35 protein-coding genes and 1 pseudogene are annotated in these 26,650 nt (G+C 49.1%); 32 read left to right on the forward strand and 4 right to left on the reverse strand.

Features of this window, described 5'->3' with window-relative positions; genetic code table 11:
• Both ABR397_RS25485 and ABR397_RS18060 read left to right on the forward strand, forming a co-directional pair.
• Positions 1 to 106, forward strand: a pseudogene (locus ABR397_RS25485) (IS982 family transposase); the annotation flags it as partial.
• 138 nt (positions 107 to 244) lie between these two features.
• A complete protein-coding gene (locus ABR397_RS18060; protein ID WP_350306943.1) occupies positions 245 to 484 on the forward strand; it encodes a hypothetical protein in 240 nt (79 codons plus the stop codon).
• Between the two features lie 499 nt (positions 485 to 983).
• On the opposite strand, the gene ABR397_RS18065 is transcribed toward ABR397_RS18060, so the two are convergent.
• The 4 genes from ABR397_RS18065 to ABR397_RS18080 all read right to left on the reverse strand — a co-directional run bounded on the left by ABR397_RS18065 (position 984) and on the right by ABR397_RS18080 (position 6,438).
• Entirely contained in the window at positions 984 to 2,234 is a 1,251-nt protein-coding gene (locus tag ABR397_RS18065; RefSeq protein ID WP_350306944.1) for a GIY-YIG nuclease family protein, read from the reverse strand.
• A 1-nt stretch (position 2,235) separates the two neighbouring features.
• The gene (locus tag ABR397_RS18070; protein ID WP_350306945.1) at positions 2,236 to 4,245 is read right to left on the reverse strand and encodes a DEAD/DEAH box helicase; all 2,010 of its coding nucleotides are present in this window, start codon (positions 4,243 to 4,245) and stop codon (positions 2,236 to 2,238) included.
• Between the two features lie 56 nt (positions 4,246 to 4,301).
• A complete protein-coding gene (locus ABR397_RS18075; protein WP_350306946.1) occupies positions 4,302 to 5,471 on the reverse strand; it encodes a type IIL restriction-modification enzyme MmeI in 1,170 nt (389 codons plus the stop codon).
• Between the two features lie 217 nt (positions 5,472 to 5,688).
• Complete coding sequence (locus tag ABR397_RS18080; RefSeq protein WP_350306947.1) at positions 5,689 to 6,438, reverse strand: helix-turn-helix domain-containing protein; 750 nt, start codon at positions 6,436 to 6,438, stop codon at positions 5,689 to 5,691.
• A 40-nt stretch (positions 6,439 to 6,478) separates the two neighbouring features.
• On the opposite strand from ABR397_RS18080, the gene ABR397_RS18085 reads away from it, so the two are divergent.
• From ABR397_RS18085 to ABR397_RS18230, 30 genes are all read left to right on the forward strand, one after another.
• The gene (locus ABR397_RS18085; RefSeq protein ID WP_036841422.1) at positions 6,479 to 6,697 is read left to right on the forward strand and encodes a helix-turn-helix domain-containing protein; all 219 of its coding nucleotides are present in this window, start codon (positions 6,479 to 6,481) and stop codon (positions 6,695 to 6,697) included.
• Between the two features lie 20 nt (positions 6,698 to 6,717).
• On the forward strand, positions 6,718 to 8,706 hold the full coding sequence (locus ABR397_RS18090) for a transposase domain-containing protein (RefSeq protein WP_350306948.1): 1,989 nt from the start codon (positions 6,718 to 6,720) through the stop codon (positions 8,704 to 8,706).
• Positions 8,707 to 8,715: 9 nt separating this feature from the next.
• Complete coding sequence (locus tag ABR397_RS18095) at positions 8,716 to 9,669, forward strand: AAA family ATPase (protein ID WP_350306949.1); 954 nt, start codon at positions 8,716 to 8,718, stop codon at positions 9,667 to 9,669.
• Positions 9,666 to 9,923: a hypothetical protein gene (locus ABR397_RS18100; protein ID WP_350306950.1), complete on the forward strand. Its 258-nt coding sequence runs from the start codon at positions 9,666 to 9,668 to the stop codon at positions 9,921 to 9,923. Before ABR397_RS18095 ends, ABR397_RS18100 begins: the two co-directional genes overlap by 4 nt.
• A 12-nt stretch (positions 9,924 to 9,935) precedes the next feature.
• Positions 9,936 to 10,136: a hypothetical protein gene (locus ABR397_RS18105; RefSeq protein WP_350306951.1), complete on the forward strand. Its 201-nt coding sequence runs from the start codon at positions 9,936 to 9,938 to the stop codon at positions 10,134 to 10,136.
• Positions 10,126 to 10,758, forward strand: coding sequence for a DUF3164 family protein (locus ABR397_RS18110; protein WP_350306952.1), 633 nt, complete (start codon positions 10,126 to 10,128; stop codon positions 10,756 to 10,758). The genes ABR397_RS18105 and ABR397_RS18110 overlap by 11 nt, the downstream gene beginning before the upstream one ends.
• 129 nt (positions 10,759 to 10,887) lie before the next feature.
• A complete protein-coding gene (locus ABR397_RS18115; protein WP_350306953.1) occupies positions 10,888 to 11,301 on the forward strand; it encodes a hypothetical protein in 414 nt (137 codons plus the stop codon).
• Positions 11,298 to 11,831, forward strand: a complete 534-nt coding sequence (locus tag ABR397_RS18120; protein ID WP_350306954.1) for a gp16 family protein — start codon at positions 11,298 to 11,300, stop codon at positions 11,829 to 11,831. Before ABR397_RS18115 ends, ABR397_RS18120 begins: the two co-directional genes overlap by 4 nt.
• Entirely contained in the window at positions 11,828 to 12,337 is a 510-nt protein-coding gene (locus ABR397_RS18125; protein WP_350306955.1) for a beta/alpha barrel domain-containing protein, read from the forward strand. Before ABR397_RS18120 ends, ABR397_RS18125 begins: the two co-directional genes overlap by 4 nt.
• 1 nt (position 12,338) lies before the next feature.
• Complete coding sequence (locus ABR397_RS18130) at positions 12,339 to 12,803, forward strand: hypothetical protein (RefSeq protein WP_350306956.1); 465 nt, start codon at positions 12,339 to 12,341, stop codon at positions 12,801 to 12,803.
• 10 nt (positions 12,804 to 12,813) lie between these two features.
• Positions 12,814 to 13,239 (forward strand): Mor transcription activator family protein, encoded by a 426-nt coding sequence (locus tag ABR397_RS18135; RefSeq protein WP_350306957.1) that lies wholly within the window; start codon positions 12,814 to 12,816, stop codon positions 13,237 to 13,239.
• A gap of 93 nt (positions 13,240 to 13,332) precedes the next feature.
• Entirely contained in the window at positions 13,333 to 13,842 is a 510-nt protein-coding gene (locus ABR397_RS18140) for a glycoside hydrolase family 108 protein (RefSeq protein ID WP_350306958.1), read from the forward strand.
• Entirely contained in the window at positions 13,842 to 14,099 is a 258-nt protein-coding gene (locus ABR397_RS18145; protein WP_350306959.1) for a hypothetical protein, read from the forward strand. The genes ABR397_RS18140 and ABR397_RS18145 overlap by 1 nt, the downstream gene beginning before the upstream one ends.
• Positions 14,093 to 14,359 (forward strand): hypothetical protein, encoded by a 267-nt coding sequence (locus ABR397_RS18150; RefSeq protein ID WP_350306960.1) that lies wholly within the window; start codon positions 14,093 to 14,095, stop codon positions 14,357 to 14,359. The genes ABR397_RS18145 and ABR397_RS18150 overlap by 7 nt, the downstream gene beginning before the upstream one ends.
• The gene (locus ABR397_RS18155) at positions 14,352 to 14,948 is read left to right on the forward strand and encodes a hypothetical protein (RefSeq protein ID WP_350306961.1); all 597 of its coding nucleotides are present in this window, start codon (positions 14,352 to 14,354) and stop codon (positions 14,946 to 14,948) included. The genes ABR397_RS18150 and ABR397_RS18155 overlap by 8 nt, the downstream gene beginning before the upstream one ends.
• Positions 14,945 to 15,172 carry a TraR/DksA C4-type zinc finger protein gene (locus ABR397_RS18160; RefSeq protein WP_350306962.1) on the forward strand — a complete coding sequence of 76 codons (228 nt, stop codon included), beginning with the start codon at positions 14,945 to 14,947 and terminating at the stop codon, positions 15,170 to 15,172. Before ABR397_RS18155 ends, ABR397_RS18160 begins: the two co-directional genes overlap by 4 nt.
• A complete protein-coding gene (locus ABR397_RS18165; protein WP_350306963.1) occupies positions 15,156 to 15,458 on the forward strand; it encodes a DUF2730 family protein in 303 nt (100 codons plus the stop codon). The genes ABR397_RS18160 and ABR397_RS18165 overlap by 17 nt, the downstream gene beginning before the upstream one ends.
• The gene (locus tag ABR397_RS18170) at positions 15,458 to 15,754 is read left to right on the forward strand and encodes a VpaChn25_0724 family phage protein (protein WP_407072888.1); all 297 of its coding nucleotides are present in this window, start codon (positions 15,458 to 15,460) and stop codon (positions 15,752 to 15,754) included. Before ABR397_RS18165 ends, ABR397_RS18170 begins: the two co-directional genes overlap by 1 nt.
• Positions 15,755 to 15,756: 2 nt before the next feature.
• Complete coding sequence (locus tag ABR397_RS18175; protein ID WP_350306964.1) at positions 15,757 to 16,329, forward strand: DUF3486 family protein; 573 nt, start codon at positions 15,757 to 15,759, stop codon at positions 16,327 to 16,329.
• A complete protein-coding gene (locus ABR397_RS18180) occupies positions 16,329 to 17,894 on the forward strand; it encodes a terminase large subunit domain-containing protein (RefSeq protein ID WP_350306965.1) in 1,566 nt (521 codons plus the stop codon). Before ABR397_RS18175 ends, ABR397_RS18180 begins: the two co-directional genes overlap by 1 nt.
• Complete coding sequence (locus ABR397_RS18185) at positions 17,891 to 19,468, forward strand: DUF935 domain-containing protein (protein ID WP_350306966.1); 1,578 nt, start codon at positions 17,891 to 17,893, stop codon at positions 19,466 to 19,468. Before ABR397_RS18180 ends, ABR397_RS18185 begins: the two co-directional genes overlap by 4 nt.
• Positions 19,452 to 20,777 carry a phage head morphogenesis protein gene (locus tag ABR397_RS18190; protein WP_350306967.1) on the forward strand — a complete coding sequence of 442 codons (1,326 nt, stop codon included), beginning with the start codon at positions 19,452 to 19,454 and terminating at the stop codon, positions 20,775 to 20,777. The genes ABR397_RS18185 and ABR397_RS18190 overlap by 17 nt, the downstream gene beginning before the upstream one ends.
• A 131-nt stretch (positions 20,778 to 20,908) precedes the next feature.
• A complete protein-coding gene (locus tag ABR397_RS18195; RefSeq protein WP_350306968.1) occupies positions 20,909 to 21,379 on the forward strand; it encodes a phage virion morphogenesis protein in 471 nt (156 codons plus the stop codon).
• A 164-nt stretch (positions 21,380 to 21,543) separates the two neighbouring features.
• A complete protein-coding gene (locus tag ABR397_RS18200; protein WP_350306969.1) occupies positions 21,544 to 22,740 on the forward strand; it encodes a phage protease in 1,197 nt (398 codons plus the stop codon).
• Complete coding sequence (locus ABR397_RS18205; protein ID WP_350306970.1) at positions 22,740 to 23,663, forward strand: Mu-like prophage major head subunit gpT family protein; 924 nt, start codon at positions 22,740 to 22,742, stop codon at positions 23,661 to 23,663. Before ABR397_RS18200 ends, ABR397_RS18205 begins: the two co-directional genes overlap by 1 nt.
• 59 nt (positions 23,664 to 23,722) lie before the next feature.
• Positions 23,723 to 23,995 (forward strand): HI1506-related protein, encoded by a 273-nt coding sequence (locus tag ABR397_RS18210; protein WP_350306971.1) that lies wholly within the window; start codon positions 23,723 to 23,725, stop codon positions 23,993 to 23,995.
• A complete protein-coding gene (locus ABR397_RS18215; protein WP_350306972.1) occupies positions 23,992 to 24,444 on the forward strand; it encodes a gp436 family protein in 453 nt (150 codons plus the stop codon). The genes ABR397_RS18210 and ABR397_RS18215 overlap by 4 nt, the downstream gene beginning before the upstream one ends.
• Positions 24,444 to 24,998, forward strand: coding sequence for a DUF1834 family protein (locus ABR397_RS18220; protein WP_350306973.1), 555 nt, complete (start codon positions 24,444 to 24,446; stop codon positions 24,996 to 24,998). The genes ABR397_RS18215 and ABR397_RS18220 overlap by 1 nt, the downstream gene beginning before the upstream one ends.
• The gene (locus ABR397_RS18225) at positions 24,995 to 25,171 is read left to right on the forward strand and encodes a DUF2635 domain-containing protein (RefSeq protein WP_350306974.1); all 177 of its coding nucleotides are present in this window, start codon (positions 24,995 to 24,997) and stop codon (positions 25,169 to 25,171) included. Before ABR397_RS18220 ends, ABR397_RS18225 begins: the two co-directional genes overlap by 4 nt.
• Entirely contained in the window at positions 25,172 to 26,644 is a 1,473-nt protein-coding gene (locus ABR397_RS18230) for a phage tail sheath subtilisin-like domain-containing protein (protein ID WP_350306975.1), read from the forward strand. It begins immediately after the preceding gene.
• Positions 26,645 to 26,650: the final 6 nt, after the last annotated feature.

A 26,650-nucleotide genomic window follows, 5' to 3' on the forward strand; every position in this document is an offset into this window, starting at 1 on the left:
TTTTTTGTTAGAAGTTGCTGCCGGTCTTATTGCTTATACATTCCAGCCTAAAAAACCGAGCTTGAATCTACGGGATAATGAGATCGCTATCTTTAAACGAAGCTGAGGTTAGTTACGACGAGTTCAGAGCATTAACATTAAGTGTACTAAGCCACGGGAAAATCCATCTACATGAATAATAACGCATATTCAGAAAGGGCTAACAAACCATTATTCAGGCGTCATTTTCGGAGGTGGCGCTCTGATGAAACGCTATGGCCGTGGTTTTCTCATTAATTTCTTCGATAAACATAATGGTAAAACCATTCGTCTGTATATCGATAAAAACCTTATGGAGAAAGGACGATTCGGCCATTATGTTGATGAGCTTTTGGAAACAGAAAATGTGGGATATTTTCGTGTCTTTTTGTTAAATCCGGATGTCTCCGAAAGAGAAGATCGAGCAGGCAAGCCCGTTATCAACCTTGAGATATCAAGCCTGTGACAAATGGCGATTTACTACGAGCTTAACTCTTCTAAGGGGATTAGCCTCAATTAACTTTTGTAGAGGATCAATTGTATTATCCCAGATTTGAGTTGGACAGGCTGCTCACTTGTTTCGATACCAATAGTCAAATTGGTGATAGACGTCGTAGTCGAATAGATTACGAAAAATTGGAAAAAAGACTAGCGGAGATAACATCCGAATATAAGTATGTTTATCTGGGTAGCCTTTGGCTGAGAAAAGGTCAGATCGCTACGTCCAAATCCAATCTATGCTACTCACGTAACCCTAATTAATTCTCATCAGATTGGCTTTGCAGTCTGATAATTCCCTCGATGAGTCGGTTAATCTGCTACAGAATGCGTTCGGACCTTCATAAACAGAAGAATATCATTGTTCTTCTGTTTATGAAGGTCTCTTCAGGAAAATGATATAAATCTAAAATCGTTTCTAATGAGAATATTTTGCCATAAGCATTCACCACATCTAGCCATAACAATCAACGTTTCGAAACAATTTTTCCCGTTGTGTTATCCAGACGGTATTGAGAAATAGTACCATCCACAATATATTGGATTACAGCCTGTACTGTAGCCAGAGGGACATTAAACCATTCCTTCGGTGTATAAACCTGTCCATTATGGCTTGTAAGAGTAATGCTAAGACGACGAGTTGCAAGAAAACCATGTACTAAAGCTTCAAGTTTTTGTGCATTTAAATTGAAACATTGGCTGGTGGCTACAATTCTGACAGGGGCCTCAAGAAAAGTACGGTCTTTTTCAGCATTTTTGATTCGCTGTTCTACAGTCGTTTCAGTAAAGCCAATTTTGTATAAATTTTGTTTATAAGGTATGAGCGCTGAGTCTTTACTCTTAGTTGCAAGTATATAAACCAAACCAGATGGAACAGAAACATCTAAAGGTATCAGTTTCTGACCATTGAGTTGCACTTTGCGCCCTTCTTTGTCCCTCACTAAGCCATGAGTTAAGGACTGATAGAGCATATTCATTTCAGTGCCATTTTCAAATATCAGGTGTAGACGCGCATTATAAGTACTATATTGACTCAGGCGCTCACCAGCACTATGTACGTAACCAACCACGCCGTTAAGAACAAAAAAGTCGCCTTCGCTAATTTTCAACTTGTGCGTAAAACGTTCCAGGGAAAAAATGCCATTTTTTAAACCACCCCGTAATTGAAGAAAAATAGGCTCAAACCGCTGAAAATCGGGGCAAGGCTGCCGTTGAGCAATTTCATCGGGTTGATCTTTTCTATCAACCGAAACATTCGTAATACTGAAAATATCAGGCTCATCGAAATTTAGCAGTTCATCATCGTCATCCGCAAAAATGTCTTCCAATGAGGTAACAAGTTCTGATTTATTGATATAAGCGGGTGGTTCAGACTCTGCGGCCAAGTTGGTATGTATATAGTCCGAACTATTTGATTCCAGTAAGTTATAGAAATCTATGGATCTTAGTTGTAAACACAAGTCTGGGTTCTCTTTAATACTCTTTAAGCGCCTTGCAAGGCGCTTTTCATCAAGAGATACCGTGTTTCCTTCAGTTGGAAGTCGACCATGCTGTTCATAATACGCTACGATTTCTGAAAATTGATTACCATACAGGTTAACTAAGCCAGATTTGGGCTTTAGCGGTTGCACGTCAAGCAGGTCGAATTCATCGTCCTCTGAAATGATGCTATCTAATGTCGATTTACCTGACAGGTGATTAGTCGATAAACGGATCATATTACTGTCCCTGTTTTGCCATCTGTTGCTGTTTCATCTTACGTATAAACGCTAACGCTTCCGCATACCGTAGTTCGATCGGGTCACTTGAGTTCAACGATGGCTCTTGTCCGTGCTCTTTTTTGAATTGTTTAATCTTAGGCCAAAGGATTACAGCTTCCTCTTCTGAGACTTGAGATTTACTGGCACTGACGGCCTCCTGAATGGTCTTCAGCATAGGAGCCGTAACTGATTTGGAGAGGATCTCATAAGCGCCATGAAATGGATTAATGGAATCAATCAGATCTATATCAAGATTATCGATGCAAAGGAACTTCTCGCCCATTTTAAGAAACTGTTTTCCAACAACGCTTGAACTGGATTCCATCCCAGAATTATCTCCCATATCTATAACGGCATCAGGCGGTAGGTCTTCACCCTCGAACAATCCGCCTTGCTGAGTAATTAGCATACTTTGTAAGATACCCTGCCTTATTTGTTCTTGCTCTTCTTCAGTCAAGTCAGGATAAAGAGTTTGAATCACTGCGGGCAATGCCACCTGAGTGATAGTCTCCGAAGGTGTGGTTTCACTGATTGCTTCTTTTACAGTTTGTTCGTTAGCCATTAACGTGGCCATAATCTCATTCTTGTCGCCATTAAGAATGTCTAGCACCTTTTGAGATACAGGTGTGCTTGATGAATCGTCAACTAATAAGGTATTCGGCGGCAGTGGTTTTCCGTCCCATTGCGAACGAGGTTTGAACTGTATACTGAGGGCAAGAATCTGTTCCATTAATAACGAGGTTGTAATCGCTTTTAGCATGTTGTTGACCGATGATTTCACATCGTCATCCTGCGCATCTGGCTGGGCAATTAAGTTGGTGAACTGCGCATGTTTTTTGCCCATACAATCACGTGTGGCACGGCCAATAATCTGTACGATTTCTGTTAACGAACTGCGGTAACCAATGGTCAAAACATGTTCACAGAATGGCCAGTCAAAACCTTCTTTGGCCATGCCCAACGCGATGATAATGTCTATGTCATCGGCAGCTTTGATATTACGCAGATAGGCTTGGATTTTTGGCCTTTCAATGGGGTTATCATCGACCAGATTAGCTAATTTAAGCAAACGTCCATCTTTAGCCTCAATATGGTATACACCTGTGACTGTGTCGCGTTTTAACACATTTCCCAAAACATCCAGAATAGCATCTACTTCTCCATGCTTATCCTTAGTGGATTCACCAGAGTTAACATTTGGGATATGAATTATAGTTTTCTTATTAGCATCCAGAACTGAAGGTAAAGCTTCGATATAAGGCCCTTGGTAAAAATGGTAACCGATACCCAAGGATTTCAAGTATTGGTAGCCGTTTAACTGCTCATAGTAGGTATAAGTGACCTTTGTGAACAATGCTTCATCTTCGGCCAACAAGATAGGTACCGTATCACCACGGAAGTAGGAGCCAGTCATAGCGATAATGTGCGCACTTGATTTTTTCATCAATTCATCAATGAGGCTACCCAAGCGGTTATCACCGTCAGCTGAAACATGGTGGAACTCATCAATAGCTACAAGACAATTATCAAAATCAGTTACTGCTAATTTTTCAAAAGCAAAACGCAAGGTTGCGTGAGTACACACAAGAATCTTGTCACCACTGGTCATAAAGCGCTGGAAAGCTTTGACCTTACCTGACTCACCGCCATCTACACATAGATTATTTTCCGGTTTAACAACCCAGTCAGCGAAAAAACCATGCTCAGTGAGTTTGGTATCTTGAAATGAACCACCAATAGATTTTTCCGGGACCGCGACTATCACCTTGCACAAATTCTGATGTTCCAGCTTATTCAGGCCAAGAAACATAAGTGCGCGTGATTTTCCACACGCTGGTGGTGCTTTGATCAAAAGATACTGGCTACCACGTTCAGCAAAAGCTCTAGCCTGCATTTCACGCATACCCATCGTGTTAAGGTTGGAGCTTTGACCCGTTTGACTATACTCGACATGTAGAAGGTTTTTCATCATTAGTCCTTAAATTTCATGAGTGCCTTTATCTGCTATAAGTTCAAAAAACAGTATCAGTTTTGAACCAGTGCCTCGTAGCGTGCTAGCAAGCAACTTAACCGGTCGGCAGCATCTTTAAAGGGGCGTTCTCGATAGAGTTGATCTACTGCTTGATCAAGAGCCTTATGGGCATCTAGCAACTTGAGAGGCATCTTATCCGGATCATAAAGTTCAGCTAAAGTCCACCCAGGAAACTCTTCACGTGTCAGAATGACCTCTTCAGCTAATCGTTCAATAGCTTTACGCTGAACACTAGAAACATCTGGCCATGGGAATGGGTTGTAAACTATTGAAGCAGAATATCGGTAATCACTTTTTAAACGACCTGCAACCAGCCTCATCCAATCGTTGTGTAACAAAGAAGTAAGGATTCCAAATTCGTACAATGTCCCATTAGGGATAAACATATTTGCATCGGAGCATATTGTTTCATGATCAATGAAGCCTATAGGAATGTACGTCCTTCGCTCAGATGAAACTCTTGGTATGAGTATGTAACTTCCTGATCTGGGTTGGCTTACCTGCATAAACATATGTGGTTTTTCAGCCATCTTTAGTGCAGATGGGTGACCTGCTTTCAATCTCAGATCACGAACAGAAGCAGTTCTTTTCTTTACCTCAGGCATTGTTTGCAAATCGGTATCGGTTGCATCTACCAGCCATAAACACCAACGTTCCTTCCCATTTAAAAACTCAGCTGCACCCAAAATCCTTCGGATCCATTTAGCGGCTGAAGGCTCTAGTTTTAGAAACCTATCTCGTTCATCTGGCGTGAGGAAAAAATGACCACCATCTGTCGGTTTGTTACCAAAAAGTAATGGTGGAACACCTTTAACTAAGGGCTTACCCGGTGTTGATACTGCAATATTGCTTCCTTCTAATAGGTACGGACTAATGTTGCCGACAACCTGGCTAAGTAAATTACCATTTACTTCTTCAAATAACCGTCGTGATTTTGCGCTTGCTGACAATCCAACAATGACAACATGCACAGCAGCCTTATCACGCGCGTTATTAGCCCAAACAAATGTCGGATAAGCCAAATGAATCCTCAGGCCTAGAGAAAAAACAGATGGCCACAAAGCAGAAACTTGTTCACCTTGACAAATGGAATTTGTAGACACAAATGCCAGTGTATTGAACCACAAGTAATGAGAAACAAAAAGAAATAGGGAATTGGTCAAAATAAACGGGAATTCGTGGGCATAAATTCAGTTGTGGTGCGGTGTTGCGTGGATGTGATAAGTTTATTCCTGCCCTGACGGGCAGACTAACTAAAATGAGAAAATTTTTGTGATTGTTGCTTTTGCGCCACTTATTTTAATAAAACCAGGACACGCCCTATCAGTCATTTAAAACATCTTTAAATACGCTTTAAAACATAGGCTACTTTAGCCCATGTTAACCTGCTTTGCTGCTCATCTTGTTGTGGTTTGCCGGGACGTGTTCTTTGTCATTGATAGACTCCAAAAATCTCTGTCGTTGTTCATCAGTTAAAGATGCATACAGTTGAGCAAACGCCAATGAGTTGTTAGATACCCCTAGTTTGTCAGGCAGATCTTCCGGCCAGGGGAATTGCGACTCTTGCTGAATGTCTGTCTGGGGTGGTATGAGTAATGCACTGATACCCTGCCTGAAAACACGGTCAATGACAATTTCTCTTTCCTCGGGTTTCATTCTACTTAATATAACCAGCCATGCTTGCTGTTGTTCCGGTGTGGCCATTGTGTTTACTTCTGTTATTTTAGAAAATTCAGGCTCGTGCTTATTAAGATCATGTCCTGTTGTCAGCCATTCAAAAGAGCAGCCAGTGACCTTTGCTATATGGGCAATTCTATCTAACGCAGGGTATGTCTTTCCGCTCACGTAATCTCTTATCGCCTTATCAGACATGTCACATTTTTTTGCAAATGACTTGTATGATTCCCTACCAATAAGCGTAGATAATCTCTCTCCAAAGCGTGTTATTTCACTCTCATGAAAAGTATGATCTGTGTTTTTTGTTTCTTCGCTATGCTTCTCAGCCATAAAGCCCACCATTAAAGACTTAAAGAAAGGTCCATTGAAAATAACCCTATGGGTATAAAAACACGCAAAGGTATTTACATGCGTGTTTTTATACGCTACATTCATACTCACACCGATAATCATTAGCGATTATCGGCGCAGGTAAACCTACAAGGATCACATAATGCAACAAGACAGGCAAGACTGGCATCGCGCAGACATTCGCGCCGCATTAGAAAAACGCGGTACAAATCTACGCGCGTTGTCTGTTGAAGCGGGGCTGGCAAAAGATACTTTGCGTAATGCGCTAGTTCGCCCTTGGCCCAAGGGGGAAAGATTGATTGCTCAGGCAATCGGTGTTGACCCGGCTGTTATCTGGCCGAGTCGTTATCAAAATTCATAATGTCAGGGAGTATGAAGCTGATGGATATTTGGGTTACAGCGCAAGAGTGTGTCGGGCTACCGAATTTACCAACAGCCCCTTTTAACATTGCTAACCGCTTAAAGAAAAATGCAACAACAGAAATGGTCCGTAAGCGTGAAGGTTCTAAGGCATTTGAGTTTCATATTAATTGCCTGCCGCCAGTAGCCCGTGCGGCAGTCCTGAAAAAGCAAGGGGCGGTGGAAATCAACAACCTGCGTTTTGACATCAAAAATAAAAAACAGCAGGCAGAAACCTACTCGCGTGAGCTGCTTTGGCAGCACTGGAATAACGCGAATAACAACCAGCGTGGAAAAGCACGCCGGAAATGTGAGGTGGTGATAGCTGTCGCGGGTTTGATTGACACCGGTATCGACACACTGACCGCTTTTGATTCTGTCGCGGATGCGTTACAGGTGCCCCCAGCAAGTGTCCGGCGCTGGTACTACCTTGCGAAACCTTTTGATCGCTCTGACTGGCTGGCGGCATTAGTGGGTAAACATGGTCACAGTATGTCAGCCCGTAAGAAGAAAGAAGCCGACTGCACATCTGCGGCATGGGATTTCTTTTTGGCTGATTATCTGCGCCCGGAGCAACCGGCGCTGCGTACCTGCTATGCCCGCCTTGATGAAGCTGCTGCGGCACATGGCTGGACGATACCGAGTCTGTCATCCCTGCGCCGCAAGCTGGAGCGTGAAGTCCCGACCGAACAGATAGTTTTATTGCGCGAAGGTGAACACGCATTGATGCGGCTCTATCCCGCGCAAGAACGTACTGTGCTTGAACTGGAGGCGATGGAATGGATTAACGGCGACGGCTATCAGCATAACGTTTTTGTTAAATGGTTTAATGGTGAAACTATCCGGCCAAAAACCTGGATTTGGCAGGATATCCGTACCCGTAAAATTCTGGCCTGGCGGACTGATGTGTCAGAGAACAGCGACAGTATTCGCCTGGCCCTGGCTGATGTGATTGAGCAATACGGCATTCCCAAACACATCACTATCGATAACACGCGGGCCGCTGCCAATAAATGGATGACAGGCGGTGTACCGAATCGCTATCGATTTAAAGTTAAAGAAGATGACCCGAAAGGTATCATCCCGTTGCTGGGCATCCAGTTGCACTGGACCAGTGTGCTGTTTGGTCGGGGACACGGCCAGGCAAAACCCGTAGAGCGTGCGTTCTCTCACGGCGGTCTGGGTGAAGTGGTCGATAAACATCCCGCTTTGGCTGGGGCTTATACCGGCGCTAACCCGATGGCAAAGCCCGATAATTACGGCGACCGGGTAGTCGATGCGGAAACTTTTTTAAATGCGCTGGCAGAAGGGATCGCTTTTTGGAACCGTCGGCCTGGGCGCGATACCGAAGTGTGTCTTGGTAAAGGGTCGTTTGATGATGCGTTTGAACAGAGCTATCAGGAAAGCACAGTACGCAAGGCAACAGCAGAGCAGCGCCATTTACTGTTGCTGCCGTCTGAATCAGTCACGGTTACCCATGGCGCATTTACCTTAAATGCCGGCGGCAAAATACAGTCACGTAAAAACCGGTACTACCACGAGCAGTTGCTGGGGATTAAGCCTAACAAAATTGTTATTCGTTTTGACCCGGCGGCACTGCATGACTCCGTGCTGTGTTACACCCTGGACGGCCGGTTTATTTGTGAAGCCACCTGCATTGAGAAATCCGGGTTCGGGGATTCTCAGGCTGCTCGTGAACATGACCGTAACCGGACCCGCTTTGTTAAGCGCACTAAAGAAGCCACGGCTGCCCAGCGCCGCATGACCGCGCTGGAAGTGGCGGAACTGATGCCGGAAACCGTGCCGCCCGCGCCACCGGAAAGCCGTGTGGTTGAGATTTACCGCCCGGTGGGGAATACCGTGCGTCGGGTAGTGGTGGATGAACAGGCCGAGCCGGACACCGATTATGACTATGCCTTTGAAAATGCGGTTGCGCAGTTGCATGAGCAACAACAGAAAAATGCAATTTAGGAGATTACGATGACCAATATTATAGCGTTGACTCAAACACAAACAGAGCTGGCTGACGTTCGTGCCGCTATCAGAACCATTGTTGAAAGTGACGGCCTGACTTACAGCAATGTCGCCCGCGAAAGTGGCATATCCAGTACCGCGTTATCTCAGTTTATGAATGAAAGCTACAGGGGGGATAACAGCAAAGTTGCCGGCCAGCTGTCTGTCTGGCTGGAGAACCGCAGCAGGCGCGCCAATGAAATGCCGGCGGCCCCGGATTTTGTCCAGACCAAAACTGTGCGGCAAATCTGGAGCGCGTTGCAATATGCCCAACTGGCACAATGTATCAGTGTCATCTATGGCAGTCCGGGAGTCGGTAAAACCAAAGCCTTGCAGCAGTTTGTCGCTGAACGCCCTCAAGTGTGGCTGATAACCGTGTCACCCTCCCGCGCCAGCCTGAGCGAATGCCTGTACGAGCTGGCCCTGGAGCTGGGTCTGGGAGATGCGCCGCGTCGGGCCGGTCAACTGGGGCGGGCAGTACGCAGAAAGTTGCGCGGTACATCGGGGTTATTGGTGATTGATGAAGCCGACCATCTTGATTATCCGGTGTTAGAGGAATTGCGCATCTTGCAGGAGGAAACCGGCATCGGTCTGGCCCTGGTCGGTAATCATCAGGTCTATGCCAAACTCACCGGCGGCAGTTCCCGCAGTGTGGACTTTGCGCGACTGTTCAGCCGAATTGCGAAAAAAGTCGCCATCCTGAAAACTAAAAAAGATGACGTTATCGCCATTGCGGATGCCTGGGGACTGGGCCAACAGGAACGCGCGTTAGTTCAGCAGTTATCAGAACGTCCCGGCGCACTGCGTACCGTATCCCATACTTTACGACTGGCAGCCATGTTTGCCAAAGGCAACAATGAACTCCTTTCTGAAAAACATATCCGCGCCGCGGTTAAAGATTTAGAGGGGGCGACATTATGACAAAGGATTTGGTTTCAGTATTTAATCGTGCTGGTGATGCGGTATCCGCGCTGACAGAACAGGGGTTTACTGTGATGAGTATCATAATCCGGGATAGTGCGCCGCGTATACAAATTGCCCGCCATACGCATTGCGAACAGTTAATTCGTAACGGCAAGGCCACTTACCGATACCTGGGGCGCAATAGTGATTATCGGCAGGGGATGTTTATGCATGGCGGTTGTCAGGTGTATTGGTCTGAATCATTACATTAATTAGGGGGATGTATGGCTGTTAAAATCGAAATTGTCATTACCACGCAGCAAGGGAAATTAATGCATGACGTTAAGGCATCAGGGGGGGCTGTTTACACGGCCAATGAAAAACAAGAGGTCATGGCGCTGGTACAGGTGATTAAGCATTACCTCGCGCAGGAACAATACGATTTATGTTTTCACACTCAAGAGGTTAATCAACATGTCCACTAAACAATACACAACACAGCAGGCCCCGGAGGGGTATTGGGTCGATGCTAAAGGCGTTTTAACCCCGGTCTCTATTATCCGTGAAATTGATAAAGAGCGGGACAGGCTGGTCGGGGAAATCGTCGAGCAGGCCATTACCGTTAGCTCTGCATTGGCAGAACTGAAGCTGCGGGCATTTGCTGATATTCAGGCGTTCATTGACTTGTCAGCAGAAGCGTATGGCGCAACAAAAGGCGGGAAAAAAGGGAACGTCACGCTACCTTGCTATGACGGGCGCTTCAAAATCCAGCGAGCAATACAGGACCGTATTGCGTTTGATGAGCGTCTGCAAGCGGCGAAGGAGCTGATTGACAGTTGCCTGGCTGACTGGACAGAGGGTGCGCGTCCTGAAATTCATGCGCTAATTAATCAGGCGTTTTCCACCGATAAAGAGGGCGATATCAATACGGGTCGTGTTCTGGCACTGCGTCGGCTGGATATTGATGACGCGCGTTGGCAACAGGCAATGGTTGCCATCGGCGAAGCCTTGCAGGTTATCGGCAGTAAATCCTATATTCGGGTTTATGAGCGGGTCGGTGATACTGACCAATATAAACCGATATCACTGGATATCGCCGGCGTGTGATTTAACGACATAAACCCCAGAAATAGGCTTTATTCATTAAATCGTCATTTAAATTTAATTCATCTCAATGAATTGGCGTAAACCCGCCAGGGCAGGCTTACGCCAAATTCAGGAAACAAGGAAAACCCAATGATTGATAAATCAAACTGGAAAGAAATCGAACGTGAGCTTAAGGGGTTGTTTTGTCACGTTAATTTTAAGTACCAGGAGACTGTCATTAGTATCGTTCGGGAAAGAATGAATGAAAGCAGAAGTAAGCTTGTTGTGTATTTTAATCATACTCTGTGTGTTGGTTGGGGGGATGAAGAATGTGATAAGTATAACCCGCTCACCAAATTATTTTGTCTGACAGGGGTAAAGCCACTTTATAGCAAAACAAAAGTGGCAGAAATGGAAAAACAAATGGGTAAACGTTATCTGAAAAAGACATTTCCAGAGGTATATAGCCATCAGACCTATCTTTCTCCGATATTTGCAAATGCCAGCCAGTTGATCCGGCAATACAAAAAGATTGACGGTTTAGAATGGGTTAATGAACGATGAATAAACAACAACTGATCCGCCTTATTCATATCGCCAAAACCAAACTTAAGCTTGACGATGACACTTATCGCGCTGCGCTGACGTCAACGACGGGCAAAATGTCGTGTTGTGATATGTCTCATGCTGAATTAAAGCAGGTGTACGCTGCATTTGTTGAACGAGGGTTTAAACGTCGTTTTAAACCCCATCACCAACGTGTTAAACCGGATTCAACAGGCCGTGTACGCACGGCAGAAATCAGCAAAATTCGGGCCATCTGGATCACCATGCATCAGCAAGGGTTTGTTCATGACGGCTCAGAGTCAGCACTGAATAAATTTGTGATGCGTCAAACGTCCAAAATCAATGGCGAAGGGGTCGCGGAAGTCGGCTGGCTGACGCCCACACTGGTTTATCCGGTTATTGAGAGTTTAAAAAAATGGCACATCAGGCTGATGACCGAAAGCATGGCAGCCCGCAAGCAACCACTGCCATCACGCCTAGGATACGACGCGATATGTCACGCCTTTAATATGGGGAAATCATCATGAAAATAGCCCGTTGTCCCATTTGCCACTCTGACTGGCATTTAGAGGCGTTATGTGAAGATGACGCCAGCCGTCAGTTATTAAAAATGCTGTCTGAATTGCCGGGCAGTTGTGCCCGGCATCTGGTTGCCTATATTGGTCTGTTTCGTCGTGAGAAACAAAACCTGTCCAACAGCCGGGCATTAAAGCTGGCCAGGGAAGTGCTGGCGCTTTACAAACCCGGTCGGGTGCTGGCTCACGCACTGAGCGAAACTGTTGAACGTATCCGAGAAAAGCGGGCACAGGGGGACAAGAAACCGTTATCCAATCATAACTACCTGAAAACTGTCTATCAGTCAGCCGAACAGGTTATTGCCCAAAGCAGCAATATCAGTGCACGGGAGAAACAACAAGTTTCAGGCTCTGATAATCGTGATGCGTATTTTAAACAAATGCAGCAAATGGGTGTCGATATTGCTAAGATCTCAGGTGGTCTGGAGTGGTTGAAAAGTCAAAATGAGGAAAAATGAGATGAAAAATATTTTGTTAGTTTTCTTGCTATTCCCTCTTTTGTCAATGGCGGGAACGAAAGATAGCGTCATGGAATATATGAGGGTTAGTGCACAGTATCAGGTAAAAGTAACTGATTGGTATAAAAAGAATGATACATGGATTACTGAGTTAACAATCCACCATAACGAAAAAATGAAAGTCACAATATCGGGCGATAGAGTTGCGGTTCATTCGCATTTTTCAAAACCCATTTCAGATATGTTTTCCTCAGGTTGTGCATCAATCTCTAAGGAAATTATTCCAGAGGCGGGTTACTGGGATGAAAACGCTACTGCCAATACCAAGGCCATAAACCAGTTATGGTCTGATAAAGATTGGCAGGAGAAGTTTCAAACTAAGACAGTGGTTATCGATGGTTGGAAAATTATTGCTATCAAAAAACCCTTAGAACTGTCATGTGTTATTGAGCCTGTATCTGTATAACGAGATAGCTATGAACCTAGAACTTTTCGACCACGACCATAAAGAACTTGGTGAATTATTAGATCAAATTGATGAAATCCCATCAGATGAACTACAAACAAGGTGGCCACAATTATTGGCTGATATTGTTGATTTATTTTCTTGTGAACTACAGAGGCAAAATACAAATCAAGAAAATGCAAAACTTTCTGCATGTAAGTTAGCTGGTGTGTTAGCTCATTACTATGGCGGCAGAGCTGTTTATTTACCTACCGGTGATACATTGAAAATCGCATTACGTGATAATCGATTGTTTAATGAGTGGAGTTGTTCGCGCGGTGATGTTGTGCAGTTAGCAAAAAAATATCACCTCACTCATTCGACGGTGTATGCTATTCTGCGTCAGCAATTAGCGCTCCATCGTAAACGCTATCAAGGTGAGCTTTTCAGTGAATAACCCGCCTCGGCGGGTTTTGTTTGACTCCCCACAAACCCACCCTCTCCCCGCAACATAAGATGATGAGCTACCGATTATTCACGAGTAGCCATCATGACTTACCGTTACAGCGTTTCCTTTATCCATGCTATCCATTACTTACTGCCCGTGGAAGGCGGCTATGTCAATAACCCCCATGACACCGGTGGCCAGACAAAATTTGGTATCAGTCAGCGCAGCTACCCTCACCTCAATGTTGTCGCATTAACCGAAGACGAGGCCACCGAAATCTATTATCGGGATTTCTGGCTGAAAGCCGGTGGCGATAAGTTACCGGCGGGTATCTCGCTGGCGGTGTTTGATGCCGCCGTTCAGCACGGGATCAAGCCCGCCGTACAACAATTACAACGTGCGGCAGGTGTGCGGGATGACGGCGTTATTGGCCCTGATACGCTCAATGCCGTTGAAACCTTTGCGCGGCAATATCTGTTTATCCGGCTGCTTAACCGCCGTGCACTGACTTACGCCCGGATTATTGCCGTGAACCCGACACAAAAAGCCTTTTTATCCGGCTGGTTTAACCGGCTGGATAAGCTGACATCCGCCGTGTTAGAGGTGTTGTGATGCTGCCGCCGCCAATTTCAGACCAGTTATTAAAAAGACAAATTGCTGAACTGCGTAACCCGCGCTATCTCAATATCTATGAAGCCGGGCGGGCACGTTGTTTACAGCAGGCATTGGCCGGCAACGATATCATCGACATTCCAATTTATAGCTATAACGCCACTTATCAATCGCTATTTTGTCGGGGCTGGCAATCCGTTTCTGCTCAAGATATCCGCTTATGGCGGGCTGAACACCACAGGAGACCGGTATGTTAGCGCACTTAAAGCAGCTTATCAGCAACCCGGCAACCGGTCGCCTCTCAACTTCTGATACCACCTTATTCGGGGCATTTATTGCCAGCACAATGGTACTGCTGTGGTGTGCACTGGCGGGTCATATGGATGAATATCTGTTCGTCGGCTATCTGGCGGCGTGGGTCACGCATTCTCAGGCATCAAAACAAGCCGCCATTAAACGTGACAGAGAACAGCGGGTAGACGTAACAGAAAACCGCGAGGTGTTTGCCCGTGATTAATCTTATCCGACGCTATTGGCTCATTGTGGTATGGGGTTCGCTGTGCATTTGGCTGGGGGACAGGTGGGCCGGATCACGTTTGCAACCTCAAATCAATCAGGAAATTGAAAACCGCAAAGAGGCAGAACTGTCTTTTTATCGGGCACAAAAAGCCACTGCCGAATTAAACGCTGGCGCGCTGCACGATTTGATTGAACAGCAACAGGCACAGCAACATGCAAACGAAAAGATGTCAAATGACTTATACGCCGCTATCACACGCTTATCGCAGACCACACAACGTATTGAGCAAAGTATTCCTGATGCCCTTAGTCGTGATGGCAGTGCTTATACCGGTATTGGTCCTGACGGGTTGCGGCTCTACCAAACCGCGCTCGGTTACCCCCACGCCGCCCCTGGTGATTTCAGCCTGCCCGGCCATTCCTCCTCAGCTGTTACAGCTGCCCGCGAAACCGCCGATGCCCCGTTCCGGGAAACCGCATGCGTTGCTGACGCATGCCAGCCGGTACGGCCAATGGAGCCAGGAACTGGAGCAAAAGCTCCTGGCAATCAAAGCCTGGGCTGCCCAACAACAGGAAAAGCAAAATGAGCAGACTGATTGACCGGGCGTGTGAGTTAGAGCAACGCCAGCGCGCATTAGCCCTAAAAGCCCATGTTGAGCGGCCGATTCAGGCAGGGAACGGCATTTGCGGTCACTGTGGCGAGGGGATTGATCCCGCCCGGCTTGCCATCAATCCGGCGTTTGAGCGCTGTGTTGACTGTCAAAAACAGGTTGAATTATGGGAGAAAAAATTCAGTGCTGGCATTTCTTAAAGAAAACTGGTCGATGGTGTGGGCGGCGGTCACGATCACCTTTAACGTGGGGCTGGTGTTGCTCAGTAAAACCTACGCCAAACGTGATGATGTGGAGTTACTCAAAATGCAAGTACGTCAGCTGGAAGGTTCCTTGTCGACTTTACCGAATCAGAAAGAATTACACGCTTTGCAGCTGGAGATGGCGAACCTGCGCGGCGATTTAAAAGCCGCCTTGCCGGAGTTACGCCAGTTGCGCCATATGAGCGATCTGTTATTACAACATGAATTAAAGGAAAAGAATTAATGTCATCCCTGCGTGAAATCTTAAATACCGACCAGCGACTGGTGATTTTACGGTCGCTGGTTGAGTGTGGCGGTGATGCCAATGAATCCGTGTTACAGACTTGCCTGGATGCCTACGGTCATCGGGTCAGTCGTGATGTGGTGAAGTCACATTGCCACTGGCTGGCTGAACAGGGGCTGGTTTCAGTCAATGATGTCGCCGGTTGCCTGGTTATGACTTTAACGGGGCGTGGCGCAGATGTTGCTGAGGGCCGCAGTACCATACCGGGCGTGAAACGCCCCCGGCCAAGGGGATAGTCATGAATGATAAACGGACACGGGGCCGCTCATCCAAGATTGATTTGTTGCCGCAGGCCATCCGCGACCAGCTGCACAGTTTGTTACGTGATAAGCGTCATACCCAGGAAGATATCCGCGCGGCAGTGAATGAATTGATTGATGAATGCGGCTTACCCGATGCGCTGAAAATCTCCCGGACGGGCCTGAATCGTTATGCCTCCCGCATGGAAACCCTCGGCGCCCGGATCCGAGACGGGCGGGAAATTGCCGATGTGTGGGTCTCCCGTCTGGGGTCTGCGCCCTCTTCCGACGTCGGGAAGCTGTTGCAAGAATTTGTGAAATCCCTGGCCTTTGAAACCAGTATGAAGCTGGCCGAAGGGGGGGAGCCGGTTGAGCCGAAAGCCTTATCTCAGTTAGCCCTGGTCGCCGCCCGGATTGAACAGGCCGCCATGACCAGCACGAAGCGCGAAAAAGAAATCCGGGCCGCGTTTGCGGCGGAAGCGGCAGGGCAGACAGAAACCCTGGTCAAGCAGGCCGGCCTCACGGCAGAAGCGGCGGCAGAGATCAAACGGCAAATCTTGGGGATTGTTTAATGTTGTTGGCACAGGAATTAAACCCGGCGACGGAATTTATTATCAACGCCGTTAACGATGAAACGTTTGATCCCAATGCGGTGCTGCTGGGTTATCAAAAGCGCTGGATCGCCGATGAATCGGTCTTAAAAATTGCGGAAAAATCGCGGCGGACCGGGTTGACCTGGGCTGAAGCCGCTGACGCGTCACTGACCGCCGCCAAAGCCCGTGACGCCGGCGGCACACACCATTTCTATATTGGTTCCAATAAAGAAATGGCGCGGGAATTTATTGATGCGGCGGCCATGTGGGCTAAGGCTTACGGGCTGGCGGCGGGTGAAGTCGGTGAAGAAGTCTTTGACGATGAAGACAAAGATATTCTGACGTTTGTTATTTACTTTAGCAGCGGGTTTAAAGTCCAGGCATTATCCAGCAATCCGAAGAACTTACGCGGGATGCAGGGGAACGTCACCATCGATGAAGCCGCTTTCCATGACCGTCTGGCCGAAGTGCTGAAAGCCGCGCTGGCTTTGACGATGTGGGGCGCAAAAGTGCGCATTATTTCGACGCATAATGGCAATGAAAACCTGTTTAACGAGTTGATCCAGGACTCACGTGCCGGGCGCAAGCGGTACGCTGTGCATACCATCACACTGGATGATGCTTGCAATGACGGGCTGTATAAACGTATCTGTCAGGTTTCCCGGCAAACCTGGTTGCAGGAAAAAGAGGACGAGTGGAAAGCCAACCTGCTCAAAGACACGGCGACAGAAGAGGATGCGCTGGAAGAGTATTATTGTGTCCCGAAGCAGGGCAGCGGGGCCTATATCCCCCGTGTGCTGATTGACCGGGCAACCGATGCCCGGTGTGTTGTTGTCCGTTTTGCTATGCCCAAGGGCCATATGACCTGGACGGAAGACGAGCGTAAAAACACCGTGTTGACGTTTTGTGAAGAGACGCTGTTACCGGCATTACAAAAACTGGATCCTGATACCCGCCATGCTTACGGGCAGGATTTTGCCCGTTCCGGCGATTTATCGGTCATCGGGGTCGGGAGTATTGAGCAGGACACCCGCCGCATTCTGCATGTCACCGTTGAATTACATGATGTGCCTTACAATCAGCAACGCCAGATAGCCTTTTTTATGATTGACCGGCTCCCCCGGCTGGTCGGGATTGCCATCGACTCGACAGGGAACGGCGGATATTTGGGGGAAGCCGTGTTATTGCACTACGGTGAAAATATGGTCGATGCTATCCATATTACAGACACTTTCTATCGTGAATGGTCACCGAAATACAAGGCGCTGTATGAATCCAATGACATCCGTATTCCTAAAGATGAAGACATCATTGCCGACCAGCGCCAAATTCAGAACATCCGGGGCGTCCCGAAAATTGATAAAACTCGCCGAACCGGGACAGACGGTAAAAAACGCCATGGCGACAGTGCCGGGGCTTACCTGATGTTTACCCGCGCGACCTATATGGAGGGACAAATGATTGACTTTATTCCGCTGCCGGGTAAACACACCGTGGCAAATGACGATGACGATTTACCGACCTTTGAGCGAGGCTGCTGGTGAAAATATTCAACAGGTTAGTGGATGCGGTTGGCCGTCGATTTTGGTTTAAACACGAGATGCAGACTCAGGATGATGAGTCACGCGTATCACAATTGCGCCGATATTATGGTGATCATCCGGTCAGTGGTTTGACGCCCGCGCGCGCGGCTGACATTCTGATTGAGGCCGAGCGCGGCCAGCTGCTATCACAGTGTGAACTGGCGGAAGATATGGAAGAAAAAGACGCGCATTTGCAATCAGAATTAGGTAAGCGCCGGCGGGCTATCCAGTCGCTTGACTGGTCAGTTAAGCCGCCGCCAAAGGCCAGCCGGGAAGAAATCCGGGATTCAGAAGAACTGACCGAAATCTTATTAGATGCCAGCTGGTTGCCCGATTGTCTTTTTGATGCCACGGATGCGATCCTAAAAGGGTTCAGCTGTCAGGAAATTGAATGGGAAAATGCCGGCGAGCTGATTATTCCGCGTGCAGTCGAATGGCGTGATCCAGCCTGGTTTCAGACGTCACAAGATGAACGTAATCAGTTACGCCTGCGGAATGGGACCGCTGACGGAGAAGATTTACAGCCGTTCGGCTGGATACAGCATATTGCCAAATCCAAATCGGGTTATCTTGCTCGTACCGGATTAATCCGTACTCTGGTCTGGCCGTTTATCTTTAAAAACTATTCGGTCAGGGACCTGGCCGAGTTTCTGGAAATTTACGGTCTGCCTATTCGCGTGGGACAATATCCGGCGGGTGCGACCGACAAAGAGAAACAGACTTTACTGCATGCGGTCATGTCAATCGGTCATAACGCCGGCGGGATTATTCCCCGTTCGATGTTGATTGATTTTAAAGCGGCGGCAGACGGGACATCCGATCCGTTTATAGCGATGATGAATTGGGCTGAACTGAGTATGTCCAAAGCTATCCTGGGTGGCACCCTCACCAGTCAGGCCGACGGGGCAACAAGTACCAACGCCCTGGGTAACGTCCATAATGAAGTCCGTTTCGAAGTGCGCAACAGTGATGCAACTCAGCTGGCGGCCACGCTGACACGAGACCTGGTGTTTCCGTTATACGCCCTCAATTGCAAGTCGTTTGATAATCAACGGCGTAAGCCGGTGTTTGAATTTGATTTGTCCGAACCGGAAGACGTGAGCGCCTATGCCGCCGCGCTGCCAGGGCTGGTCGGTCTGGGGATGAAAATTCCGGTGCAATGGGTGCATGATAAGCTGCAAATTCCTGTTGCTGCCGATGATGAAGCCTGTCTGAAAGCCCCCGAGACGCCTGCAACCCCGGATTTCTCTTCCGCCTTCTTAAACGCTAAAACCGGCTGGACCGCATTAACGGCGGAGCCGGTGACATCGGTGAATACGATGCCCGGTGCGGTAAGCGGCCAGGAATGGCAAAACACCGTTGACCCGCTGCTAACGCCTGTCATTGAAGCGCTGACTACCGGCGGTTATGAGGCGGCAAAAAATAAAGCGTCTGAACTCTATGCTGACATGGAGGATGAACAGCTGACCGATATGCTGCACCGGGCGATGTTCGTCGCCCAATTGTGGGGACGCCTGAATGCCACAGCCGGTTGATTTGGGGATTGCCGCTAAATTAGAGCCAAAGCTGGCCGTGGATTACTTTCGCGCTAAAGGCTACGACATTAGCTGGAACTGGCAGGAAACCGAGGCCGCCAGTCATGCGCAAGCGTTCACCGTGGCAAAAGCGGCGCGGATGGATATTCTGACGACTATTCGTGATGAGGTGGATAAAGCGCTGAGTCAGGGCGCCACCGAACGCGATTTTATCCAGACCCTGAAACCCCGTTTGCAAGAACAGGGTTGGTGGGGTAAGCAAATTGTGGTTGACGGTGACGGTCATGCGGAAACCGTCCAGTTAGGCAGCCCGGCCCGGCTGGCAACGATTTATCGCACTAATCTGGCTACCGCGTATCAGGCCGGGCGATATCAACAGCAATTGGCGAGCACCGAGACCCACCCTTATTGGCAGTATCTGGCTGTGATGGACAAGAACACGCGGAAAAGCCATGCAGCCATGAATGGACGGGTGTTTCGTTTTGATGATCCGATTTGGAACACGCTCTATCCACCTAACGACTGGGGGTGTCGCTGCCGCGTTCGCGCACTGACTGCCGCCCAGGTGAAACGGATGGGGTTAACCGTGGAGTCCAGTCTCGGCGCGGTGAGTACCCAACTTGTTGAGACGGGGGTTGATAAGCGGACAGGTGAAGTTTATCAGTCAGCAGTCACGACGTACCGCAACGGCAAGCAGCGCATGACCACCGGCGCGGGCTGGTCAAACAATGCCGGGCAATTGGCTATGGGGTCAGATATCAGTATTGCGCGTAAGCTGATTGGGTTGCAAAACCGTGAACTCCGTCAGCAGGTTATTCAGTCATTGAATAACGCCCCGGTACGACAACAGGCGTTCGCGCAATGGGTCGGCCAGGTGCTGACACAGCGGCGCCCTGGCAACAATATTCAGCCGCTGGGGTTTATGACCGAGGATATTGCCGTGGCCGTGGAGGAACGGACCGGCAAGCCTGCGGCACGCGTGCTGGCTATCAGTGAAAAAGACCTGGTACACGCTGACAGTATCAAGCATCAGAAAAAAGGCGTCGCCCTGACCATGGCCGAATATCAAGCGTTACCTAAAATAGTGGCTAATCCCTCCGCAGTACTGTGGGATAAGCAGAATCAGAATGTATTGTATATTCGCAGTGATGATAACCGCACCCTGAAAACGGTGGTCAATGCGCCGTGGTCAGTACGCAAACAACCGGATACCTTAGATGTGGTGATTAATACGTACCGGGTGCCGTTAACGGAACTGAAAAAAGGCGTCGCCGGCGGGAATTATGAGCTACTGAAAGGCACGCTATAACAACAAAGCCCCGAATAACGGGGCTTGTCACAATGGCGGGAGTCGAACCCGCATAAACGTATGGCTTGCGCTGACGTCGAATTACCGTTATTCGTACACTGTTTAACCTATCTTATCATGAGTGAGCATGAATGCAACTTGACTATCAATTTGATGATGCGGCGATACAAGCAGCCTTTAAACGGGTACAAACGCTGGGGCGGGATACCACGCCGGTGACCCGTGCGATTGCCGCTGTCCTGGCGAGTGAAAGCGAAGACGCGTTTGCGAAAGAAGCTGACCCAACAACCGGTAACCCCTGGCAACCGTTAACCGAAAAGTACAAAGCCAGACTGGCAAAAAAAGGCAAAACGGGCAGAATGTTACAGCGTTCGCAAGGGGGGCTGGCGATGTCGTTGTCAACAGAATACGACGCGGTGAGCGCGACGATCGGCGCTAACAAAATCTATGCCCCGATTCAGATGTGGGGGGGATTACCTGATATGCCGCCTGGCCCGGCGGCGGTCCCCGCTCGCCCGTATATGGGGCTATCGGCCCAAGGCGTGGCGGATGTGATCGACATTATCAATACACAGCACGCAGCCGCATTGAAAGCGCGTTAGTGTGTTAGCGCTTGCCTAAAAAAAGTTAAACGCCTCCGGGCATTTTTAAACGGGTTTTAAACGGGGTATAGTGTCACTGCGCCTCCCCGTTTTATCTTTTCTTTCCCCGTCAGGTGTGATCCCCCACAAACCCACTTTGTTTTCATCCTGTCCAGAATGGCCGCATGAAAACAAAAAGCCCAACCCCCAACCCCCGCTTAGCGATCCTGAATGCTTCGATGACTCAGGCCGCCGATGGCTGGTATCAGCTACTGCCCGCAGGTCATTTTAGTGCCCGTGACGGCCGCCCGGACGATGTTGTCGGTGGGCAGTGGTTCCTCGATGCGGCGATTGCTGAACAGTTTATTGCGGCTACCGCGTCTATTGGTCAGCCTGTGCTGTTTGATTACAACCATGTGACATTAAAACAAGAGGAAGATGCTGCTGCGTGCAAAGACGCGATTGCGGCGGCGTGGCTGAAAAATCCCGCAACAGATATGCAGTGGCGCGAAGGTTTGGGGCTGTTTGTTCGCCTGTCGTTAACGCCGGCGGCTCAGACCGCCATCGATAACAGCGAATGGGCTTATCTGTCCGCCGTATTTCCTTATAACGAGCTGGGCCATCCCCTTTATTTGAGGATGGGCGCACTCACCAACGACCCCGGTTTAACCGGCATGCAATCCCTGGCCGTACTCGCGGCATCTGACTTATTCCCCAAATCTGAGGAAACTTTTATGAATGACATTCTACTCCAGTTGCTGGAGCAGTTGGGTATTGAACTGCCCGACGATACCGCCGAACTCAGTGAAGACGCACTCAGTGATTTACTGAATCAGGCGCTGTCCGCGATTGAAACACTGAAAGCCTCAGCCCAGGCCGCTGTTGATACGCAAGCGGTGATTGAAAACACCACAGACCCGGACAGTGTCACCAGCGGCGTAACCGATATCGTTGATGATGCCGCCGCCGATATCACCGAAGCGGAGCAAATCTTAGAAGAGGCTGCATTAAGTGGGGTGGATTTAACGCAGTTTGTTCCTGCCCGCGCGTATCAAATTCTGGCCCGCCGCGCCGCGGTGTTAAGTGCCCGGTCGGGTGCACAAAGTGCGGAGTCGATTATCACCAGCGCCCGCCGGCAAGGGCGGGTTGTCGCGGCGGAGGTGCCTTATTTGCGGGCAATAGCCCGACAACATGGTATTGCAGAACTGAATGCCGCCATTGCGGGCCGTACCAGCATTGCGGCACTCACCCGCCGGCAAACACTGAGCACAAAAAAACCGTCGCGTATGGCTGTCCTTTCTGCTTTTGAAAAAGAAGCGGCCCGTCTTCAAGGGTTATCTGAGGCTGAATTCCTGAAACGCAAACAAAAAGGAGCCAAATAATGGCGATTGTGACCCCCGCGCTGATTAAAGCGTTATTCACTGGCTGGAACGGCGATTTTCAAAACGGGCTTGACCAGGCTCCCAGCCAGTACGCGCAAATTGCGACCGTGGTGGCCAGTACAACAAAATCCAACACTTACGGCTGGCTGGGGCAGTTTCCGGGCCTGCGTGAATGGATTGGTGACCGGATTATCAAAGATATGCAATCACACGGTTATCAAATCATTAACCGGCCATTTGAGAGCACGGTGGGCGTTGATCGGGATGATATTGAAGACGATAACATCGGCATTTACTCCCCCTTATTTACTGAACTGGGGCGTGCTGCCGGGGTGCAGCCCGATGAGCTGGTATTCGGTGCACTGTCAAACGGCTTCGCCAATCTGTGTTACGACCAACAGAATTTCTTTGATGCTGACCATCCGGTCTACCCCAATGTCGACGGTAAAGGGGATGCCGCATCGGTCAGCAATATCTTAACTGATGACAGTTACAAAGGGGCGCCGTGGTTTGTGCTTGATAATTCCAGGGCCATTAAACCCATTATTTTCCAGCAACGTAAAGCACCGGAAATGGTAGCGATGGATAAAGTCGATGATGAGCAGAACTTTATGCGTAAGCTCATCAGATACGGCGTCGATACTCGTTGTGAGGCGGGTTATTCATTCTGGCAACTGGCTTACGCCGCTAAAGCGCCATTAACCGCAGGTAACGTCTGGTCGGTGATTTCTGCCATGCGGCAATTTAAAGCCGATGGGGGGCGTCCGCTGGCAATCCGTCCCACCCATTTGGTTGTTCCGCCTGCCATGGAAAAAGAGGCCACGCAGCTATTAGAGCGTGAGCTGACGATTGATGCTAAGGGCGGCACTGTCAGCAATGAAATGAAAGGCCGTCTGGAATTGATTGTGGCGGATTACCTCTAACTCCCTGTTAAACGGGGTTAACGCCCCGTTTAAATCCCGTTTAAAGGACGTGAAATGTTATGTCAGAGAAAATTTCAATGGCTGAAAAGGTTGAAATGGTGGTGGTTAATACCGCCCATGATGGCTATCGCCGGGCCGGGTTTGTGTTTGACCCGGGTGAAAACACGTTGTCAGCCGTTAATGTCGAGCAGCGCCAGGCACTGGAAGCTGATCCGCGTCTGTCTGTCACGGTTATTACGACAGATACCGATAATAACGAACCGGGGCGGCTGGCTCATCAAGATGATACAACTACGTTAGCTAACACAAAGAAAGATAAGGCGAATAAATGAGTTATGCCACGCTGGCTGATATGTACGCGCGTTACAGTCATGACGGTCTGAACACCCTGACGGATGTCAAGATTGATAACTGGGCCGCATTGACCGATGACGAACTGACTCTTGTGCGTCAGCGACTGATACAAACGGCATTGGATGATGCTTGCGCGACGATTGACGGCTATATCGACAGTCGCGCGACCTTACCACTGAAAACGGTGCCGGCCGTGCTGGTCAGGGTGGCCTGTGTGCTGGCGCGGTTTTCGCTCGAAGACGGTGCAGCAACGGAAAAAGCCACCAAAGACAGTGAAGATGCGATCCGTCTGCTGGAAAAAGTCGCCGCCGGGGATGTCAGTCTCGGACTCAGTAAAGCGGCTGAACGCCCGGCGGGCGGTGATATTGCGCAAATCACCAGCGCGGGTAGCGTCTGGCAGCGCGAGAAATCACGGGGTTTTATCTGATGACAACGGCTATCACCAGCGATATTTCAGACGCGTTACTGACGGGCATCCAACAGCTATTTGGTAAAACACTGCGCAAAGTGGATACCCACCCAGGGCAGTGGAGCGACAGCGCTGTCAAACTGATTATCAATACCGCCCCGGCGGTTTATGTTGCCTGGCTGGGCAGTCGCCAGGGCGAGATACGTCATACCGCGATCAGCACCTGGGGCATTTTTGTCAGCGCCAGCGTGTTAAATGGCCGGCAAACCCAGGTGCCGGGCATTTATCAGATTGTTGAGCGACTGACTGCCTGGCTGAACAATCGCCGGATTGCCCCGGCGGGTAACTTCACCCTGACCCAGGTTGGCAACCTGTGGAGTGATACGCAAAGTCAGGCAGGCGTAGCGGTGTATGGGCTGTATTTTGATGCGCCGCAACCGTTGCCGGACCCGACGGTGATTGACGATTTAGACGATTATGCAACCCATTATCAGCAATGGGGGCAGCCAGCGGGGACGCCTGAACAGGAAGCCCTGATCCCTTTACCTATTCAGGATAAATTAACACCATGACTGAATTGCATATTAAACCCACACCGGGGTGGGTTGTTCGTGACCCTGAAACCTATCAACCCTTAGCGGAAAAAGGGGAAAAAAAACCCCGTAACAGCTTCTGGCTGCGCCGGCTGAAAGACGGTGACGTGATTGAAATCCCTGCTGTATCAACGAAAAAAGGAGCGCAATAAATGGCTCTCTCATTTAATGAAATCCCGTCCAATATTCGGGTGCCACTGTGCTATATCGAATTTGATAACAGTGCTGCCGTCACCGGCACGCCGCAGAGGTTGCATAAGACGCTACTCTTGGGATTGCGCCTGAAAACCGGGCGGGTACCCGCCGGGCAACCTTTTCGGGTCACTTCGGCCAGCGCCGCTGAAATCGCGTTCGGGCGTGGCTCTATGCTGGCTGAAATGGCTGCGTCATTTATTAAAGGCAACGCGTTTGCTGAACTGTGGGCGCTCGCCCTTGACGATACTGACGATGGCGTCAGGGCTGAGGGGAAAATTCAGCTTATCGGTAAGGTAGCTCAAACCGGGCAAATTGCGCTGATGATAGCCGGCGTTCCCGTGCGTGTCACTGTCAAAGCCGGTGATGATGCGGTCACGATGGCCGGCAAAATCCGCGAGGCGATTAGTGCACATGAAAAACTGCCAGTAACAGCAAGTGCAGAAGCCCTGGCTGACACCGTGATATTGAAAGCTAAATGGGGTGGTGAAACCGGCAATGATATTGATGTCCGGGTCAACTACTACGACGGGGAAATGCTCCCGGCGGGCATCAATTTAGCGATCACCCCGATGGGTGGGGCCACGGGCAACCCCGATTTAGCGACCGCCATTACCGCATTCGGTGATACCTGGTGGAACTATCTTGTTAACCCCTTCACGGATACGCCGAATCTCGATTTACTGCGTGACGAACTGAAAACCCGCTGGGGACCGCTGCGGATGATTGATGGCATTTGCTGGATGGCCTACCGCGGCACACTGGCGCAAACCTCAACGTTCGGGACGTTACGCAATGATTATCTGTTTTCCACGCTGGCAACCGGGATTGCGCCACAGCCAACGTATGTCTGGGCGGCCACCCTGGCGGGTGTGGCGGTGGGCTCACTGAGTATTGACCCGGCCCGTCCCCTACAGACATTGCAATTGCCTGGCATTATGCCGCCTGCTGCCAGCGACCGCTGGGCGTTGAATGAACGTAACCTGCTGCTCTATGACGGGCTGTCAACCTGCAATGTGGCAACCGGTAATGTCGTGCAGATTGAGCGCATGATAACCATGTATCGTGAAAACAGCTTCGGCGACCCCGACCCCAGTTATCTGGATGTCGAGACTATCGCGACTCTCTCGTATTTGCGTTACTCGACACGGGTACGTATCACACAAAAATACCCGCGGCATAAGCTGGCTAATGACGGTACGCCGTTCAGCGCCGGACAGGCGATAGTCACGCCGTCCGTCATCAGAACGGAGTTGTTAGCCTTATTTACCGAACATGAATTTGCCGGACTGGTGGAAGATTTCGACGCTTTCAAAGCGACGCTGATTGTGGAACGCGACAGCAGTGATCGCAATCGCATTAACGTACGCAGCAATCCGAACCTGGTTAATCAGTTCCGCATTTATGCGCACGCTATCCAGTTTATTTTGTAATAAGGA

Origin of the sequence: Photorhabdus viridis, from assembly GCF_040256935.1 — a bacterium.
GTDB lineage: Bacteria > Pseudomonadota > Gammaproteobacteria > Enterobacterales > Enterobacteriaceae > Photorhabdus > Photorhabdus viridis.